We start from the raw sequence: 19,566 nt of genomic DNA on the forward strand, positions 1-19,566 counted from the left end.
AAAAACAGTTTAATTTATTAACCTTGCCTAATCCCCTTGATTTCAAGAGGGTTAGGCAAAATAATTTTTACATATTATGACAACAAAATCGGTTCAATACAAAGGGAATGATAAACTTTTGTTTGGTATTATTTTGGGAGTGTTAGCCTTCTGGCTTTTTGCCCAAACAACGCTCAATATCAATGTGGATATGGCGAAAGACCTAGGCATGGAATCATCGATGATGAATATTGCAGTGTCGATAACATCGCTGTTTTCGGGAATTTTTATTGTGGTGTTTGGTGGCTTGGCTGATAAAATCGGTCGCGTAAAGATGGTAAAGTACGGATTTTACTTTAGCATTATCGGATCGCTGTTGGTTGGATTTACGCCTGTAGGCGGTGCTGCAAGTGCAGTATTGATATTAGGACGTATTTTTCAAGGACTCTCCGGAGCAGCAATTATGCCTGCAAGTTTGGCTCTCGTAAAAGCCTATTGGGAGGGAGCTGAACGCCAACGTGCAATTAGTCTCTGGTCAATGGGTTCGTGGGGAGGTTCGGGTTTCGCTGCACTTTTCGGTGGATTGATGGTAGGTATAGGATGGCGCTATATTTTCTTTGCTGCGGCAGCTATATCGCTTATAGGATTGTTGATGATAAAAGATACACCCGAAAGCAAAGCAGAAGTAACAGACAATAAAAAAACCGACTTTGGTGGAATTATTACCTTTATGTTATCGATGATTGGCTTGCAACTTCTGATAAGCAAAGGTTCGGAGTTTGGCTGGACAAGTCCATTAGGACTGACTCTTATCGTGGTAACGGTGGTGTTTGCGCTTCTGTTCTTCAAAATTGAAAAAGGGAAAGATGGTGCGTTTATCGACTTCAAGCTCTTTAACAACTTAACTTTCACAGGTGCTACAATATCTAACTTTATGCTTAACGGAACTGCGGGAATGTTAATTGTTTCGCTTGCATTGTTACAAGTGGGAGGAAATCTTACGGCAAAAACAGCAGGACTTCTTACTCTCGGTTATGCAATCTCTATTGTGCTCTTTATCCGCGTGGGAGAAAAGTTGTTGCAACGTTTTGGAGCTCGCAAACCGATGATTTGGGGGTCGCTTATAGTGGGCGTTGCCATTATTCTGTTGATGTTTACCAACGTGATGACTGATACGTACAAGATTTTAGCTATTATATCTTATACACTTTTCGGTATAGGATTAGCATTTTACGCAACACCTTCAACAGATGCGGCACTCTCTAACTTGCCAGAATCACAAGCTGGTTCAGGCTCGGGAATTTATAAAATGGCATCATCGCTTGGAGCGGCATTTGGTGTAGCTATTTCAGCCGGGGTCTTTGCAACACTAAACGTGGGAGATAATATCACTTGGATGGACGGTGTGCTTACTTTTGTTGGCAGACAAGATAACGTGGCAATCCGTCAAGCTGCAACCATTGCATTAGGTGTAAACTTGATGATGATTATAATGGCAATTGTAAGTATTATGATTACTATTCCTAAATCCGGAGGAAAACTTAAGAAAGATAAATAATAAATCATAAAATAAATAATTGCGTGCCTTGGTGGTGAAATACTGTCAAGGCACTTTTTTTTAATAAGCAACATTAAACACAAAAAATGCTTAAAACCTGACAATTACATGCCTTATAATATACTAATTGTAATTAAAAAATAATAAAAATTAATTTTTTTACATTAAAACTATTGTTTTTTAAAATATATCGTTTATCTTTGTATCGTTAACCGATATAACGAATAACAATATAACGCATAACGATAATGACAAATGAAACAAATATTGTATTAACTGAAGCAGTATTTTATATTCTGCTCGTCCTGCACAAACCTCTGCATGGTTATGGGATTATGCAGGAAACTGAAATTATGAGTGAAGGTAGGTTAAAACTTTCCGCAGGAACTCTTTACGGTGCTTTGTCATCTTTACTTGAAAAAAAATGGATTGTCGAATTGCCTATAGAAGAGGGTAGTCGCAGAAAAGAATATGAGATTACCTCGCTTGGCAAAGAAGTGGCAAAGATAGAGCTTACTCGTTTGGAAGAATTAGTAAGAAATGGTAATAGTATTATTAAACAATAATTATTCATGAAACAGCCATTTAGAGATAATTCTCAATTGCAAATTGATGGCAAGTTTCATGTGTTCTTAAAAAATTAAAAACATGAAAAAGAAAGTTTACAAAATATTCTTCGTTTGGGAATATGAAAAAGAAGAAAAATGGCTGAATAAGATGTCCGCAAAGGGCTGGCAGCTGATAAAAGGTAGTTCTTTCAAGTATCTTTTTGAAAAGGGAGAGCCTAATGAATATGATTATAAATTAGAATTGCTTGAAGAAGAGCCCGATTCTCCCAAAAGTAAAAACTACATTGACTTCCTAAAAGAAGCTAATATTGAAAATGTAGGGAAATGCAAAAATTGGATTTTTTTGCGAAAGAAAACGGCTGACGGTGGATTTTCGTCAGACAACAAAACTTTAAGTCACATCAATCATTCTTTGCGTGTAGAAGAAATTTATCACACAAGCAGAAATACAATTATCTTGTTACTGTCAATTGCGTTTATAGGATCTTTGATTACCGGTCACCTACCAGAATCTGCTATAGTGAGTTTTTTTAATGGTTTTTTCACAGGAATTGGTGCTTCGGCTGCTGTTCTTTCTTTAATCTTAATGCCAATTATGCGAAATAATTTTAAAAAAATAAAAAAACACATTCGTGAATTATATATAATTGAAGGGGTATAAAATACAATTAATAAAGATAAGTGGTTATAAATAAACATGTCGTTAAATCCAAGATAAATATAAATAACTAAACATATTGTAAAACTATTTATTAATTAAGAACATGAAAATCAAGAGAATCGGCTTGTTAGCCACATTAATTTCAGCAACTATGATGGTAAATGCACAGCAGTTTGCTGGTGATTGGAAAGGAGCTATTTCTGTTCAAGGAATGGAATTAGAATTTATCTTCCATATTACGGAAGATAATGGCACTTATGCTACAACATTGGATATTCCGATGCAAGGTGCAGTAGGAATTCCGGTTGAAAAAACTGAAGTAGATGGTAGCAAATTAATCCTTAATATGGCAGCCTTGCAAGCTACGTATGAAGGAACTATGAATGCCAAAAGCATTGAAGGAACCTTCAAGCAGATGGGACAAGAGTTTCCGTTGACTTTGAATAAGTTTGAAAGCAAACTGCCCGGAAATCCCGAATTGGTGTCATCTGAAGAGGAATTGCAGAAACTTGTAGCTTATGACGCAGGTAATTACAAGTACAAAGTGGAAGACTATTTTTCGCGTCCGAAAGCAAGTTCATTCCAACTCTCACCCGATGGTAAATATATGTCTTACCGTGAGAAGGAAGATGGAAGCACTAAACAGCACGTATATGTTAAGGAGGTTTCCACCGGAAAAATCACTCGTATTTTGGAAGAAAAAGAGGAGTTGATACGCGGTTATTTTTGGAAAAACAACGAACGTCTTCTTTATATGATGGATCAAGGCGGAAACGAACAATATCACATTCATGCGGTTAATGTCGATGGTTCAAACAACGTTGATTTAACACCCTATGAAGGAGTTCAAGCCGGTATTATCAGCATTTTAAAAGATCAAAAAGATTACGTTATTGTTATGATGAACAAGAATAACAAGCAAGTTTTTGAACCTTACAAATTGAATATCATTACTGGAGAGATTGAGCAACTTTATGAAAATAAGGACATTGCTAACCCGATTCAAGGCTACGACTTTGACAAGGATGGCAACCTTCGCGGTTATACTCGCTTGGTAAATGGTGTGGAGTCTGAACAGTGGTACAAAGATTTGGCATCTGGAGAGTTTAAACTTGTAAAACAGATGAAATGGTATGACTCTTTTGGTATTGTAGGCTTTAACTATGCCGGCAAAAACCCAGATGAAGCTTATGTGGTTACCAATCTTGATTCGGACAAAGCTCGTATTGTTCTGTATGATTTCAAGAAAAATGCCATTGTAAAGGAAATTTTCTCTAATCCTGATTATGATGTGTCAGGTATGAGCCGCAGTCGTAAACGTAATTATGAAATTGACTATTTTGCATACAATGGAGAAAAGTATGTTATCACGCCTGTCAGCAAATTCTTCAAAAGTTTCACAAAACAAATGGAGAAGGAGTTTGCCGGAAAAGAGTTTTATGTTGTTGATTCGGATGACGATGAAAACACGTTCCTGATAGTTGTTCAAAGCGATAAACTGTACGGCACATACTATCAATACGATAATAAAACCAAAAAATTCTCACTGCTTTATGACTTAATGCCACAGTTAAAAGAAGCTGATATGGCAGAGATGCGTCCGATTAAGTTCACAAGTCGCGATGGACTGACTATTCATGGTTACATTACTTTACCCAAAGAAGCATTGGACGGTAAGAAAGTGCCGTTGGTAGTAAATCCGCATGGAGGTCCACAAGGAATTCGTGATAGTTGGGGCTTCAATCCTGAAACACAGCTTTTTGCAAGTCGTGGATATGCAACGCTTCAAGTAAACTTCCGTATATCAGGCGGTTATGGTAAAGAGTTCCTAAAGGCAGGCTTCAAGCAAGTGGGAAGAAAAGTTATGGATGATGTGGAAGATGGTGTAAACTACGTGATTGAACAGGGCTGGGTAGATAAGGACAAAATTGCTATCTACGGCGGCAGCCACGGTGGATATGCTACACTGATGGGATTAGTGAAAACTCCTGACCTATATGCTTGTGGTGTAGATTATGTAGGCGTTTCAAATATCTTTACCTTTTTGAAATCCATCCCGGAATATTGGAAACCCTATTTGGATATGCTAAAAGAAATCTGGTACGATGTTGATAATGAAGAAGAAGCTGCCATTGCAAGAGAAGCTTCGCCTGTGTATCAGATTGATAAAATCAAATCGCCGCTCTTTGTGGTGCAAGGAGCCAATGACCCACGCGTAAATATCAACGAAAGTGACCAAATAGTGGAGAAACTTCGTGCCAAAGGTGTAGATGTTCCTTATATGGTAAAATATAACGAAGGTCACGGCTTTGCACACGAAGAAAATAGCATTGATTTCTACAAAGCCATGATGGGATTTTTAGCAAAGTATTTGAAGTAGTAAAAGTCGGAAGAGTTACTTCAGACAAAGTAAGTTAACAAGAACCGGGGGTGTCAATTGAATTGATACTCTCGGTTTTTATTTGAATATTTTATACCAATTGTAATTTAAAAATAGTCCAATTTTTTTTAAATTTTACAATTGTAAATACCGATGCTACAGATACATAGTCCAAAAGAGCGGTAGCGAAGTTTGAACTATAGTAGATGCCAATCGGTATTATAGAAAAAAGTAGTACTTTTACTATTGTGAATAAACCCAAAGAGTCAAAATTAATATTAGAGTAGGTAAAAATGATCACAAAAGCAGACCTTGACAAGCTAAATTCAAAAGACCCAAAAATAAAATATGGATTTGCAAAAGAATTAATAAAAATCGGTTCAAAAAACCCCGAACACCTCTATGAACACCTTGATTATTGGGCTGAACTGATGACAAGTGATAACAATATTTTAAAATGGACAGCAATTGATCTGATTGGACACCTTTCGGCAGTAGATAAAGACAACAGAATAGACAGTTTAATCCCAGACTTGCTTAAACATCTTCACGGAGGCATACTTATCACTTGCAATCACTCTATTTTTGCTCTTGGACTAATTTACCAAAACAAACCCAACTTTAGAGAAAAAATTCTTGAAGAATTAATATCAATCACAAAAGACAATTTTGAAACTGATGAGTGTAAAAATATTGCGACAGGGAAGGTTTTGGAAGCAGTCAAACCGTTTGTTGCTGACATAAAAAATAACAAATCAGTTATGACGTTTATAGAAAATGCGACCAAATCGGAGAGAAACGCAACAAGAAAGAAGGCTGAACAGTTGATGAAAAAGATTGAGAAACAACAATGAATTACACGTATTTATAATAAAAACAAGAAATATGAAAAAAAGAACATTTGACATTATTGTGATATTAGTAATCGCTGTTTTATTACTAGCACTTAATCAATTTGGCTTATTAGAAAAATCTGCAAAATTTATGTTTATACCTATTTTGGTGTTTTACTATATTGGTCAATTGGCGGAAAGGAAGTTTAGGAAATAATAGTGAAAGCCCGATTATTTCCAAAATGGAAACAGGTCAACGGCTAAAGACTTTGTACGCATAAACCAATTTCATGAAACATAAAAACATCTTGACAATTACAACCAAACAAGATTTTAGAGAATGGTTGGAGAAAAATTCATCTTCAGAAAGTGAATGCTATGTTTCTGTTAAAAGAGGACGTACTGTTGATGATGCACGTTTTTGGTATTTGGATGCAGTTGAAGAGGCTTTGTGTTTCGGATGGATAGATAGCACGATTAGATTAATTAATGGAAAAAAGATGCAACGTTTTTCGCCGAGAAGCAAGAATAGTAATTGGACAGAATTAAATAAAGAGCGTGTACGAAGACTTGAAAAGTTGGGATTGATGACGGACAGCGGTCGGGCAGTACTTCCGGAAATGGATGTACGAAGTTTCAGAATTGACAAAGATGTGGAAACTGTTTTGAAAAAGGAACGAGTATGGTCGAAGTTCAAATCGTTTCATCCTTTATATCAAAGAATACGAGCGTCAAATCTCGCATTCTATAAACAACATTATCCAACTTCTTACGAAAGGATGCTGAAAAACTTTATCGAGAAAACGAGGCAAGGTAAGATGTACGGCAATTGGAGTGATTATGGGAGATTGTTGGATTATTAGATTTTGAGAAACTAAATACTTGTTAGCTAAGTACATTTGTAGTAAACTGTTACTTTTTTATTTTATGGATTACAGAGATAAAGTTTTTATGTCGGTAGCCGAGAACCTTAGCTTTTCTAAGGCGGCAAATCAGTTTAATATTAGTCAACCTGCTGTTACTCGGCATATTAAGGAGTTAGAGGAGCGTTATAAAACCAATCTTTTCGAGCGGAAAGGGAATAAGGTTTATCTTACAGAAGTGGGCAAAAAAGTCTATAACGCATACAAAGAGATAGCCCAACTCTACCGCAATCTCGATTTTGAAATCGGGCAGCTGCACAACAGCGTTTCGGGAGAATTTATTATTGGAGCAAGCTCAACCATTTCGCAATACGTTATTCCACAGGTAATTGCATCGTTTCATAAGCGGTATCCAAAAATAAAAATCTATCTGATAAACGGCAACTCGTTCGAGATGGAAAGGATGCTATTAGACAACAAAATAGATATGGCTTTGGTCGAGAATCACTCCTCTCAATCGGGCATTCGCTACAAGGATTTTATGGACGATGAGCTTATTGTCGTCACAGGCAAAAACAGCGTTTACGCCAAACGCGAAAATATCTCGAAAGAGGATTTGCTACAAACTCCAATTGTACTACGAGAGCAAGGCTCCGGCACATTAGAAGTTATAAAAGAGATGCTTGCACGACAAAAAATCGGCTTTGAAAATATAAACACACATATCCATTTAGGTAGCACAGAGGCAATTAAAAACTTTCTTCAAGATTTTGACGGATTAGCTATCGTCTCAGAGAAAGCCGTCCGCAATGAACTTTATATGAAAACGCTCGTAAGGCTTAACGTGTCGGGGTTTTCTATCTCCAGAAAGTTCCGTATTGCTTATAAGCATGGACACAAAAGCCGACAAGTGGAACTATTTGAAAATTTTCTATTTCAGTATTAATACCAATTTTTATAATGGTTAATGCCTATGTTCAATCGCTATAACATATAGTTATTAGCAATAATAATTCTGTATTTGCTTATATTATAGAGCGGCTGTACTTTTGTAAAATAAAAAAGTACAGAATGAAAAATACAAATTCCCTCAATATTTGGAACACTCTAAAAAATAGCCAGTGGCTCTATTACATAGTAATTGCACTATGTTTTATGCCGTTTATTTCGCCTGCCGTTGCACTATTTATCGGTTTGGTATTTTCTTTAATCGGTATTAGGCACGATAGTCTGCATAAATACACATCATTAACTCTGCAAGCATCAATTGTTTTTATGGGATTTGGCATGAGCCTAAGCGATGTTATTGCATCATCAAAAACAGGATTTGTTGAGACCATAATCTCCGTAACCGTAGTGATGTTTTTAGGTATAGCACTTGGGAAACTCCTGAAGGTAGAGAAAAACACCTCGTTGCTTATTGCCTCTGGTACAGCAATATGCGGGGGAAGTGCCATTGCTGCCGTTGCGCCTATTATCAAGAGTAAGAGTTATCAAACCTCATTCGCTCTGATTGTCGTTTTTGTGTTGAACGCTGTTGCACTTTTTATTTTTCCATTAATAGGAAGTCAATTAGGATTGAGTCAAGAGGCATTTGGTAATTGGGCTGCCATAGCCATTCACGACACCAGTTCGGTGGTGGGAGCAGGAGCCATTTACGGCGATAAAGCCCTGCAAGTAGCTACAACAGTAAAATTAATCCGCGCCCTGTGGATAGTCCCGTTGTCGCTCATAATAGCTTTTGCGAACAAGTCTGGTGGCAAAAAATCAATCAATTTTCCGTGGTTTATTCTGTTTTTTGTGGCAGCCATTATTTTTGCCTATCTATTTCCCGATATGCAAAGCAGTTACGAGCATTTCAGCTGGCTTGGTCGCCGAGGTATGGTGGTAGCACTTTTCCTTATAGGCTCAAATATAACCATTGCTGAAATCAAAAAATCGGGACCGCGTAGTTTCATACTCGGTATCGCGCTGTGGATAATAATTTCTGTGGGTTCGCTGTTTTTCTTGACGAGATAGGTTTCATATTTCGAAGTTTTTTAAAATTAATAATATAATCATCTGTTACTCAGTTTTATAATGCCATTGCTTTTAACACCATTTTTATTTCTCAAATAAAATTCTTATATTTAGTTCATATTATATGCTATCTATTTTTCTGTAGAGACAGGGCGTGCCCTGTCTCTACCTTAACTAACTTTTAACTCAACTAATATGAGAACAACATTATTAACCATTTTATTAATCTGTTTAGGATACGGTATGAACGCACAAGAAATTAAATTACCAGCCCCCGACAGGAGTGGCGGACAACCTTTGATGAAATCATTAAATGAACGAAAATCAACACGCTCGTTTTCAGAAAAAGATCTCTCTGATCAGCAATTATCTAATTTACTGTGGGCTGCCAACGGCTTCAATAGAGAAGACAAACGAACAGCTCCCACGGCTATGAATCGTCAGGAGTTAGAGCTTTATGTGATATCAAAAAAGGGTGTCTATTCTTACAATGCGAAGGAGCATAAACTTACGTTAGTAAAAGCCGGCGATTACAGAAAAAGCGCAGGGATACAAGATTATGTATATGATGCACCGCTAAATATTCTGATTGTTAGCGATACGAACAAAGCGGCAAGTCAACAATACTCATACACAAACTGTGGGTATATTTCGCAAAACATATATCTCTATTGCGCTTCAGAGGGATTGGCAACGGTTGCACGAGGAGCTTTCAAAAATGAAGAGGTTCACGAACTGTTGCAACTGTCTAAATCTCAAGAGGTTCTGTTAGCGCAAACTGTAGGTTTCGCGAAATAGTGATTACGGAGTTTAAGTTATACTAACAAACAAAACAAAGTCAACTGATTTATTGTGAATCGGTTGGCTTTGTTGTTTTTTGCAGTCTGCTTTTCAAAAACAGGGTAATCCAGGTTGCCGAGACAAACGGAAATGTAAGCTGTACAAAACCGAACTTTATCATCAACAGGCTAACGCCAAGGGAGAGCACTACCGAGAGCAAAACCCAAATGCCATCTCTGACTTGATTTCCGGCAAAAACTATCGCACACAAAACAGCGTTAAAACCGTAAAGCCCAAGGTTGATATCGTCTATTGGTGCCGAAAACTCGAAAGCAATAATAGCGGATACAATTGCCCCTGCAAGTCCGTAGAGAGCCGCGATGGGCGAGCTGATAAATACAGCAACAAAAAAGAGCAATCCCGAAACTAATTTGTTTTGAAAAATCACTTGCCCGAAACTCTTGAAACCGTCTGACAGTGAGTCGCTTAAATGAGCAATAGCAGGTATAGGTGTTGCCAATAAATCGCTGAAAAAGTTGTTGCTGATAAAGAGTATTATCCAAGTAACCAAAACAAACGGAAACGTGAATGCAGGGATTTTCCGTTTTATAAAAAAGTGCTGCAACATTGCCGCCAGTGCCGAGCCAACAACCACAATAGCCCAAGCCCAAAGCGTAGGTTTTAAAAATAGCATTACCGCCACGCCGACCAATGCGGCACTAAATCCGTAAAGCCCTTTATTGATTTCCGTTTTGTCGTATTTAAGCAGATAAGCGGTAGCCGTTCCACACACGGTTGCCAAAAGCGCAGCAAAGCCCATTGTTAGCGAGCCATAGAAAATACCGACAAGGAATAGCAAGCCTGTAATGCTGTTTTCTTGAAGCATTATCTGCCCGAGTCCTTTGAGTATCATGGAGATAACAGTTGCGGATTTGCTAAGCAGACTGTTTTTGAAGTTGAGTTTCGAACTCATCTTGTCCTATTTTTTTAATCTGAACATTTTCTTATTAACCTTTATATCACCCTGTTTTACTGTTGGAAGTTGAATTTTATACTTAACAGCAATAAATCTTATCAGTATCACGGTAAATGCTGCAATAAGGTTTATTAAAGCGCGTTCCACTTCGAGCCAGTAACACAATGCAAAAACGAGACCTCCGACAATACAAGCCATTGCGTATATATCTCTACGCAATATAAGAGGTACTTCGTTAATTAAAACATCTCTGATTAAACCTCCAACCGAGCCTGTAATCATACCCATAATAATGGCAACCCAAAATGGGTAACCTGCTGCTAAGGTTTTTTCTATTCCAACCACTGTAAATAGTCCGAGACCGATGGTGTCAAACAAGAACAGAGCTTTATTTAATCTGAAAATAAATCTTTTAAGAGAAACAAATGAGAGCAGAGCTACCGCCGTAACAATTAAATATGAGCTATTTAACATCCAAAATGGAGTTACACCTAACAACAGGTCGCGAGTAGTTCCACCTCCAATTGCAGTAACTAATCCCACAACATAGGCTCCAAACCAATCGAATTTTTTTTCGCCCGCCAGTCGAATTCCACTTAAAGCAAATGCAAATGTACCTGCGTGGTCTAACAGTAAGACATAATTCGCTTTAATATAATCTATTAGCGATATTCCAATTAGCATTTCAAACATACACCTGTGATTTTATTATCAACTTTGCAAAAATAGGAAAAAGAGAGCAAGTTTTAACAATTGCTATTTTATAAAATCCAATATTTTATTCCATAGAGGGTTATAGACTTTATTTCCGTAGGACGATATATGGTTAACCATAGGCGCAAGCCTATGGAGCGGTTCCACACTTTTACCTTGTACCTTGCTCCTTTTGCCTTTTAATTTCAAATATCTATTACCTAAAAATTAGGGTTTAGGATTAAGTCACAATGTTTCAGCAACTTTGTCTCCTCTGAGAATTTCTAAAGTATCAGAATCAAATACCGGTGCTGTGATTTGTGATTGTGAAAGCTTCCTAATCTCATTCTCTCTGAGAGAGGAGACTGACAAGAATGAACCAACATTGCGATTAAGTTCGAAACTGGGTTTTGCAAAGTGGGTTGTTACATAGCTAAGAATGTTGAAACAGTCGAAATATAACAGACCCGATGAGAGGTATTTTTTGAGACCTTTTGAGGTTTTTTTCAAATTGAGATTGCCAGTTTGCAAATAGTGCTTATAGACTTTTTCAATAGGAAAAAAATCTGATGGATTAGTAACTTCTGATGCTTTAGCCATTGCCTCTAAATCTGCAACTGAGGCGAGACGGTCATGGTCAAAAACTTTGTTTAGAAACTCATAAGGCGATATTGGTCTGAATGACTGTATTTCAGCAATTGCAGGCATTGCGTTGAATGATTTCTTATAATCTGAGTGTGAAACAGTGGCTCCGTTCATGCAAGCTAATCTGAGAAGACCTACATTGAGAATTAGACCTCCTTGCAAGGGACGTTCAACATTGGCTTTATATCGCCAGTGGTCTATACCGAGAATTTGAAACTCCTCAGTATCAATCCTTGACAAGATGTCGGTAGCTTGTTGTAACTGCTCGTCTGTTACAAACTTTTTTTTGGGATGGACGATAGCTTCGACGTTAGTTTCGTCGTCGCTTAAAACTGCAGTAATTGATGGAAGAGTTCTTAAAACAGGCTCTAAAAACGTGACAGGGGAACGTTCCTGGAAATTGTAAAGTGTAGTACTTGGTACTTTGTAATGGTTAGAAAGGTCTGACAGAGCCTGGGCGGAAACCAGGTGGTCATCTAAGAATACATTCAGTTTGTCATCTTTACGGACAACCTTGAATTTGTCTGAGTTAAATGTTTTTACTTTCATGATTTGTAATATATTAAATTGAACTTATTTTGAATATATTACAAAGATATGGGCGAGCTGTGCCAAAGGCTTGCACACAGAAAACAAATTTTTAATTTAAAAAAGCAGGGCTGATTTTCAATCAATCCTGCTTAAAACAATAGAGTTACTTTATTCAAGAGTTTTATTCAGTTTTATCACAATCTTTAAAATCAATTTCTTTTTCTTTAATCTCACTAAGAATTGCGTCTAACAAAGATGCTATTTCCTTGATAAGTTCGCTATCATCTCCTTTGGATATATCAACAAAAGTGTCGTTATTCCAAAAACGATTGTCTAAATAAATATGACCATAGGGCCACCACGCATTTGACTCATGCTTAAAACAATTAAATTGTTTTTGTACATTTTTTGTTGCATCTCCTTCTGAGTGACTTATTCCTACAAAAAAGTTTGTATACCCAGTTGTTTCAGAAGCAAAATAAATTCTAAATCTACCCCACTCTTCGCGATAAAATGAAAAATACTTATTTTTTTCAGATAGTTTATCTAGGTCGCTACCATCAAATTTTAAATTTCTGTCGTTTGCAAGTTTTTCTAACGATGGTTTTAAATATTTAATGATAATTTCTTGTTTCCAAGCCTCTTGATTTTCTAATATTTTAGCAACATTTGGAATATTTTCTTTTTTAGAAAGAATATCTACTATTTCTTTTTGGCTTTTTGCATCCATATCTTGATTTGTTAATTGTTTTAAATGATTTATATACTGATTGATAGTTTCTCTAACCATTGGAAAGTGTAAGCTAATTTTTGTGCACTCCTCCAACCATTTTACCATGTCACTTGCGTAAGAAATATTTGTATAATCAACACCAGAGCCGCTATCATCGGAAGCATTTACTCCATCGAGTGTTAAGTAAAGTATTAAATAATTTCCTTTCCCATATTTGCCGTAAGCATATTTATCATACCTTTTTAGCTGTTCACTTTGGTCGCCTGCGTATATTTTGTTTTCTATGATTATTGCTTTCTGCTTATCCTTTTGCTCAATAACAATATCTGCTCTGCCTAAATCATTTAATGTCAGTTCTGTATTAACGAGAGCTTTATTGCAGTCGAAAGAGAAATCTTTAGGAATAGTTTGGTTAATAAATTCGCGAAGAAACTTATCCTTAAGTCCATGTGAGCCATTTGGATTTAAGAACTCCGCTATAATTCCTGAATGAGTGTTCTCGTAATGATTAACTCCTACAACACGAAACATATTAAATCGACCGCCTGTAGCATCGAGTATAGCTTCGTTACGAACACGAATTACTTCTATTTCACTTAGTGTTTTTCGAATGTTTTCCATGTTTTATTTTTTAAAATGCTAGTAATTTTACATACTACTTTTGTTACGTGATGTATTTATTTCGTCACAATATTCATCAACAGTTTTTTCAAGTGCTTTTAATGTCCTAATAAATTTTTCAAGTTCTAAATTTCCTTCATTGTCAACTGTAAAAGCATTTTCAACAATTGCCAAAGTTGATGTCGCCCCCGCTCTATACCTGTCAGGCTTTGTTATTGAAATTCCGTTTTTCTTTGCGAAAGGCTCTATTTCTTCTAAAATTTCATAGAGTAAATCGGTACTTGGCTCCCAATCGCTTACTTTTAACATTAATTTTATTCCGTAATCAAATGAGTTTTCAATCTGTATATAAATGCTACATTCCTCTATTCCATTCCAATGATACCAAAATCCTAAAAATCCGCCTGTTGGGTTTGAAACATATCCCCAATCTGTTGATTCAGATATTAGCTCTTGCAATTTCATAAAAAAACCTTCTCCTGCTTTCCAATCAGAAATTATGTTTTCAAATTTTGTGTACGAATTTGTTTGTTCCTCAATAGCAGTCATATATTCTTTGAAATCATTATAAATGTCATTACTAACCTCTCTTTTATTAAAAACATTTAAAATGGCTTTTCTATCAATTGTTGAGTAACCCTTTTTTTTAACCTCTTGAAGTGTTGAAGAACTTTCATTTCCTGTCTTGATATACACGAAAGCAAGTTTATGTTTTTTGTTTTTATAGTGGTTTTTTGCAATTTGTTTGTAACGTTCTAATTGTTCTGAATGTTCGCCGGTATTGGTTTTGTCTTCTATTATAATAGCGTACTCGTCATTGACTTCTGCCCATATGTCAATGTTATTCCACTGTCTGCCTGCTTCAACCTTTTTAATTTGATAGTCTGATGTTTCATCAAGTAGCAATCTTACAAAGTCTTTTGCAGTTTCGTTTAATTGTTGGTTATGCTGAATGTAAGTATTGTCTGCCCATTGTATAAGCCATGTAAAAAAGCCGTCTTGGGACAGTTCTTTAGTTGCAAGTTTAAAAATATTAGGTTTCATAAATTCTTTATTTAAAATTCTACATATTATATTCGGTTTTCAGTTTCCCCGTATATTTTGTTTATTTATCAAAGATACCAAACTGTTTTATTATTTCGAAATCTATTTATTTTCAATTCTTTTAAAATCACTACAATAACGAATATTTATCTCCTTCTGCAAGCCACAAATTTCCAAAATATCATACAAGCTTAAGCTGCTTTTACGGTAAAGTAGAAAAAACGGATAACCAATATGACAAATTCTTGCCTCGTCAAATATTTTGACAGCTTTTTGCGTGTTGTAGGATAAAATTTTGTCGGCATAATTTCTTTCAAAATTGAAAATAGAAATTAGGTTTAAATGCTCTATTCCGTCGAGAGAGGAGATACTAAATGACAACAAATTTTCATTTATAGATGTAAGAGCACAATCAATAAATGGGCTACAGCCCTGCACCACTACTTCTCCGTTGATAGTGAAGTAATATCTATTCTGTTCTTGCATTTGGTTATACAACTCTTCGGTTTCCTTTTTTAGTTCACGACAATAGTTTGTGAGTTTTTTATCAAGTTCAACAATTTCTTGTATAGTTTCCTGATTGAAAACAAACTGTTGATTAAGCTTCCTTTTTCGGCGTAACATAAAAATTTCGTACAGCTCTTCGCTAATATCGTCGCTCCAGCCAAAATTTGCCATTGTTTCCAACTCTTCTACAGAGTGTTGATCTAACTCATCGTAAGTAAAACCGTATCTGCCACAGTGTAGATACGTCAAATATTTCTGATAATCTTGTTGTAATTCTTCTATGTTTCTCATAATTGATACAAATTATATATTTTCGTTTTCTCCGTTTTCTTTGTCCTACTGTGCCACAGTCTAAGGCGATGCCGAGAACAAAACGTAATTTATACATTCATCACCTTTTCAATTAATCTCACAGCCTCCTCTAAACCCCTTTCCTCTTTGATCTTGGCGGAAAGTAACTCTACGTTCTTTTTCTTTTCCTCGTAGGTGCTTTTCATATCTAATATTGCTTCGTATATTGAATTTTCACTCAAGTTCTTAGACTTTAGAGGCTTTGTTGCAACATTAATATTGTACAGTTGCATTGCAAATCCCATTTGATCTAAAACATGTGGTACCGGAATAGATGGAATACCATAAATCATTGTGGCTGCTGAAGTTCCAAATCCACAGTGATGAATAGCAAATAAACATTGCTTAAAAAGAAAGCTATGCGGAATACTACCGCATGAAATCATTGTTTTTGGCAGTTCATAATTCTGAAGTGTCTTCTGAAATCCTTGGATAATAGCTCGATACCCCGATTTGCTAAAAGCACTTACAAACATATCCAATTTTTCTTTTTCAGATTTTTCTTCGAATGACATTGCTCCGAGAGAAAGAATTATTGGTTTTTCTCCACTTGCAAGAAAATTAGCCAACTTTTCGTCAGGTATATAATTTTCCTCTTTATCATACCAATAACCGGTCAAAATATGCTGATCTTCCCAATATGGATTTCTCTCTAATACATGTTTACTAATTGGTATTAAATTCAACTTACGAGAAATAATCTCGTCAGAAGATTTAATCGGTTTTAATCCATATACTTTTCTAATTTTGTTATATGGTTTTGCAACCTGTTTTCCTATAATATTACCAATCAGTTTATTCCAAAAGGTCTGAGGCTTTAGTTTTTCGGCAATCATCTCTTTCTGCAATGTCACGTTAACCGTAGGAATTCCTAACGCTTCAGCCTCTGTTGCACCCATTTGACTATGGCTTACAATAATTAAATCTTTGCCCTTACATATTTCAAAAATCTCATGTGTTGATTTTTGAATAATTTTAAAAACAAAACTCATCATCCTAAGCATACTTAATGCAGGATTTGAATTTTTCCCCCTAATAATTGCTGCCTCTTTTTCTATGTTGATATCCGGACCAATCGGCTCAAAGCGAATATCGGAATCCTCTACTAAGTTTCTCCAACAGGGATGCGAGCCGAGTGTTACATCATATCCGTTTAGAATAAGTTCTTTGGATAAAAATATATATGGCTGAATATCACCTCTTGTACCCATTGTAAACATGGCAATCTTTTTCATAACCTACTCTTTTGTTAGATCGTTGTTAGATTTTATTTGTTATTTGTTAAATATCAATACATTATAATGCCCCATTCTTCGTAAGCCTATCATACAGAACTATTGTGCCAGCTACCGAAACATTTAGCGAAAACTCGCCGGGGATTTGAATAATTTCATCGCATTTTGATAGTGCTTTATCTGAAAGTCCTTTATCTTCGGCACCCAACAGATAAACCGCTCTTTGTGGATGTTTATAAGACATCAACGGAACGCTTCGCTTATCTAACTCTACACCGACAAGCGAAGAGGCTTTTGGTAAAGCATCGTAGAAGTGGTCAAAATCGGAAAACTCAAACAACGGGATATGTTTCCACGATTTCATTGTATCTGTTCTCATTGTATCGTATCTAATATTTATCAAGAAAATAAAATCGGCTTTCAATATCTGCGCAGAACGCCACAAGGTGCCGAGATTTCGTCTGCTACAAATTGCCTCTACGCCAATTCCGCAATATCCTCTAACCTCTTTAGGAACAATTATATTTGGATACTCTTTTGACATAATATCAGATTTTACGATTATATATTTCACTCATCTGTTGCACTTTGTTTGCAAATTCTTTTCTTAGCCATTCGGGTTTTATTACCTCTACGTTTTCGGCGTGCATAAACAGCTCTTGAACGAAATCGTATGTTGGGCAAATGGTATATTGAAACATTGCGTATTCGCTGTTTTCCTCAATCAACGTTTGCGAATGGTGCAATGGAAGTGTTTCAAAATATTTCCGCTGATTGTTATATACTTTCACTTTTACGGTTTCGAGGTCTTGATTAGAACTGGCTATAATTCCAAAACTGTAGTAAAAAAGCCCTCGGGTGAGAAATCGGCAGGATAATCGAACCTCGAATTTGTAATCTTCAACTCCTGTATTCGGTCTAAAGAGTAAATTCGTAGCTGGTCGTAATATGGACTTCGAGCCAAAACATACCATCGTTGTCTAAAGACTTTCAGACAGTAAGGCTCTATCTCATAAGTGTTTGGCTCTTTCCTTTCAAAACTTTGATAGGTCATCTCAACCTTTAAATTCTCTTTAATGGCTCCTATAAACTTAGTGAGATATTGGTGCCCCGATGGAATATTTTCAAACAAAATCCTATCTCGAATGCCCTTGCTTTCGTTAAGCAAATTACTGATTGCAAAGGCATTTAACATCCAAGTGAGTGCACCATTTTTACTATTTTTGTTTTTATCTTCATCTTCATCTTTTTCAATGTAATAGCGATAACCATTTTGTCTGTCGCACTCTATATTGATATTGAACAACTCCTCAATTGCAATTCTGTGATTATGAAAAGTGCGCAGTGGGATATCTTCTTTTAGTTCGTTTAGATCATCTGAGTTAGTCCACTTTATATTAATCTCTTCATACGTAATTTTTCCTGCTTGTTGGATAGTTTCTACTAACCAAATATAACGCTTAAGCAGTGTGGCGACTTTATTGCTTTTTTTACTTGACATAATTTTGTTATTTTAATTTATGATATTGCAAATATACAACAATGGTATGCCAAATTGAAGCACAAGCGAAAGCAAAGTAGGTAAAAGTTAAAAGGTGAAAGTAGAAAGTGCGTGTTGTGTACAGTCAAGCACAAGGTGGTAATTAATTGAATATCAGTTTATATTAATAGCAATGCCTTTTAAGGCACGGAAACTTTTACCTTGTATAGTATAATAACAAAACGGTCGCTTCGATGAACTCAGCGACCGTATAAATATTTTTAACTTTCTGAACAGACAGCTCATGCGCTGTCTCTACTTTCGACTAATAGTACTTGTCGTTTTTAGGCTCGAAGTATGCTTGTGAGTGTAAGCATGCGGGGCAAGTTTGAAGGGCTTTTTTACCTTTGTGAACATATCCGCAGTTGCTGCATTGCCACTCAATCTCTTCGTCGCGTGAGAAAACAGTACCGTCTTTTACACGTTGCAATAGTTTCAAGTAGCGTTCTTCGTGAATAGCTTCGGCTTTAGCTATCATTCGGTACATTGTGGCTATCTCTTTAAATCCTTCTTCTTCAGCAACATCTGCAAAATGAGGATATAGTTCTGTCCACTCTTCATTTTCTCCTTCAGCAGCAGCTTTTAAGTTTTCGGCTGTTGTTCCGATAACTCCTGCCGGGAAAGTTGATGTAATTTCAAGCATTCCGCCTTCTAAATATTTAAACATGCGTTTTGCGTGTTCTTTTTCTTGCTCGGCGGTTTCCATAAAAATAGCTGCAATTTGTTTGAAGCCCTCTTTATCAGCCTCTCTTGCAAAATAGGTATAGCGCATTCTTGCCTGAGACTCTCCGGCAAACGATTTCATCAGATTTTTTTCTGTTTGAGTTCCTTTTATACTTTTCATACGTCAATGTTTTTTATAATTGTGATTAATAATGGATTTGGCTGTAAAGATATATATTTAGAGACATAAAATAAGCTCGTTTAGTAATTTGAATTCGTTCTTTATAAAAGAAAGTGATTTGCAAATTGCAAATAATAATCAATTAGTTGAAAATTATAATATTATATAAGCTAAGCATTCTCTTCAACTTTTCTTAAAGTTTTA

Annotated in this window: 19 protein-coding genes and 1 pseudogene; 10 read left to right on the forward strand and 10 right to left on the reverse strand. The window is 36.0% G+C overall.

Annotated features, from left to right (window positions below; all coding sequences use genetic code 11):
* Positions 1-76: 76 nt before the first annotated feature.
* The 10 genes from GX311_01215 to GX311_01260 all read left to right on the forward strand — a co-directional run bounded on the left by GX311_01215 (position 77) and on the right by GX311_01260 (position 9,660).
* A complete protein-coding gene (locus GX311_01215; protein NLK14998.1) occupies positions 77-1,537 on the forward strand; it encodes an MFS transporter in 1,461 nt (486 codons plus the stop codon).
* 248 nt (positions 1,538-1,785) lie between these two features.
* On the forward strand, positions 1,786-2,103 hold the full coding sequence (locus GX311_01220) for a PadR family transcriptional regulator (GenBank protein NLK14999.1): 318 nt from the start codon (positions 1,786-1,788) through the stop codon (positions 2,101-2,103).
* A gap of 82 nt (positions 2,104-2,185) precedes the next feature.
* A complete protein-coding gene (locus GX311_01225) occupies positions 2,186-2,767 on the forward strand; it encodes a DUF2812 domain-containing protein (protein NLK15000.1) in 582 nt (193 codons plus the stop codon).
* 103 nt (positions 2,768-2,870) lie between these two features.
* A complete protein-coding gene (locus tag GX311_01230) occupies positions 2,871-5,147 on the forward strand; it encodes a S9 family peptidase (protein NLK15001.1) in 2,277 nt (758 codons plus the stop codon).
* A 293-nt stretch (positions 5,148-5,440) separates the two neighbouring features.
* Positions 5,441-6,001 (forward strand): hypothetical protein, encoded by a 561-nt coding sequence (locus GX311_01235; protein ID NLK15002.1) that lies wholly within the window; start codon positions 5,441-5,443, stop codon positions 5,999-6,001.
* Between the two features lie 31 nt (positions 6,002-6,032).
* Positions 6,033-6,197 (forward strand): hypothetical protein, encoded by a 165-nt coding sequence (locus GX311_01240; protein ID NLK15003.1) that lies wholly within the window; start codon positions 6,033-6,035, stop codon positions 6,195-6,197.
* A gap of 73 nt (positions 6,198-6,270) precedes the next feature.
* Positions 6,271-6,843, forward strand: a complete 573-nt coding sequence (locus tag GX311_01245; GenBank protein NLK15004.1) for a thymidylate synthase — start codon at positions 6,271-6,273, stop codon at positions 6,841-6,843.
* Between the two features lie 64 nt (positions 6,844-6,907).
* Complete coding sequence (locus GX311_01250; GenBank protein NLK15005.1) at positions 6,908-7,789, forward strand: LysR family transcriptional regulator; 882 nt, start codon at positions 6,908-6,910, stop codon at positions 7,787-7,789.
* 125 nt (positions 7,790-7,914) lie between these two features.
* Positions 7,915-8,862, forward strand: a complete 948-nt coding sequence (locus tag GX311_01255; GenBank protein ID NLK15006.1) for a putative sulfate exporter family transporter — start codon at positions 7,915-7,917, stop codon at positions 8,860-8,862.
* A gap of 195 nt (positions 8,863-9,057) precedes the next feature.
* Positions 9,058-9,660, forward strand: coding sequence for a SagB/ThcOx family dehydrogenase (locus GX311_01260; GenBank protein NLK15007.1), 603 nt, complete (start codon positions 9,058-9,060; stop codon positions 9,658-9,660).
* Positions 9,661-9,709: 49 nt separating this feature from the next.
* On the opposite strand, the gene GX311_01265 is transcribed toward GX311_01260, so the two are convergent.
* From GX311_01265 to GX311_01310, 10 genes and pseudogenes are all read right to left on the reverse strand, one after another.
* Entirely contained in the window at positions 9,710-10,615 is a 906-nt protein-coding gene (locus GX311_01265; protein NLK15008.1) for an urea transporter, read from the reverse strand.
* Between the two features lie 6 nt (positions 10,616-10,621).
* Positions 10,622-11,311, reverse strand: coding sequence for a trimeric intracellular cation channel family protein (locus GX311_01270; protein ID NLK15009.1), 690 nt, complete (start codon positions 11,309-11,311; stop codon positions 10,622-10,624).
* A gap of 246 nt (positions 11,312-11,557) precedes the next feature.
* Positions 11,558-12,505, reverse strand: a complete 948-nt coding sequence (locus GX311_01275; protein ID NLK15010.1) for a hypothetical protein — start codon at positions 12,503-12,505, stop codon at positions 11,558-11,560.
* 163 nt (positions 12,506-12,668) lie between these two features.
* Positions 12,669-13,841, reverse strand: coding sequence for a hypothetical protein (locus GX311_01280; protein NLK15011.1), 1,173 nt, complete (start codon positions 13,839-13,841; stop codon positions 12,669-12,671).
* 27 nt (positions 13,842-13,868) lie between these two features.
* A complete protein-coding gene (locus GX311_01285; protein ID NLK15012.1) occupies positions 13,869-14,885 on the reverse strand; it encodes a hypothetical protein in 1,017 nt (338 codons plus the stop codon).
* A 102-nt stretch (positions 14,886-14,987) separates the two neighbouring features.
* On the reverse strand, positions 14,988-15,683 hold the full coding sequence (locus GX311_01290; GenBank protein NLK15013.1) for a hypothetical protein: 696 nt from the start codon (positions 15,681-15,683) through the stop codon (positions 14,988-14,990).
* An 89-nt stretch (positions 15,684-15,772) separates the two neighbouring features.
* Positions 15,773-16,978: a glycosyltransferase family 1 protein gene (locus GX311_01295; GenBank protein NLK15014.1), complete on the reverse strand. Its 1,206-nt coding sequence runs from the start codon at positions 16,976-16,978 to the stop codon at positions 15,773-15,775.
* Positions 16,979-17,039: 61 nt separating this feature from the next.
* On the reverse strand, positions 17,040-17,522 hold the full coding sequence (locus tag GX311_01300) for an RNA methyltransferase (GenBank protein NLK15015.1): 483 nt from the start codon (positions 17,520-17,522) through the stop codon (positions 17,040-17,042).
* A 4-nt stretch (positions 17,523-17,526) separates the two neighbouring features.
* Positions 17,527-18,479 (reverse strand): annotated as a pseudogene (locus GX311_01305) (WYL domain-containing protein).
* A 304-nt stretch (positions 18,480-18,783) separates the two neighbouring features.
* A complete protein-coding gene (locus GX311_01310) occupies positions 18,784-19,362 on the reverse strand; it encodes a rubrerythrin family protein (protein NLK15016.1) in 579 nt (192 codons plus the stop codon).
* Between the last annotated feature and the right edge of the window lie 204 nt (positions 19,363-19,566).

The organism is Bacteroidales bacterium (genome assembly GCA_012519055.1).
GTDB lineage: Bacteria > Bacteroidota > Bacteroidia > Bacteroidales > Salinivirgaceae > JAAYQU01.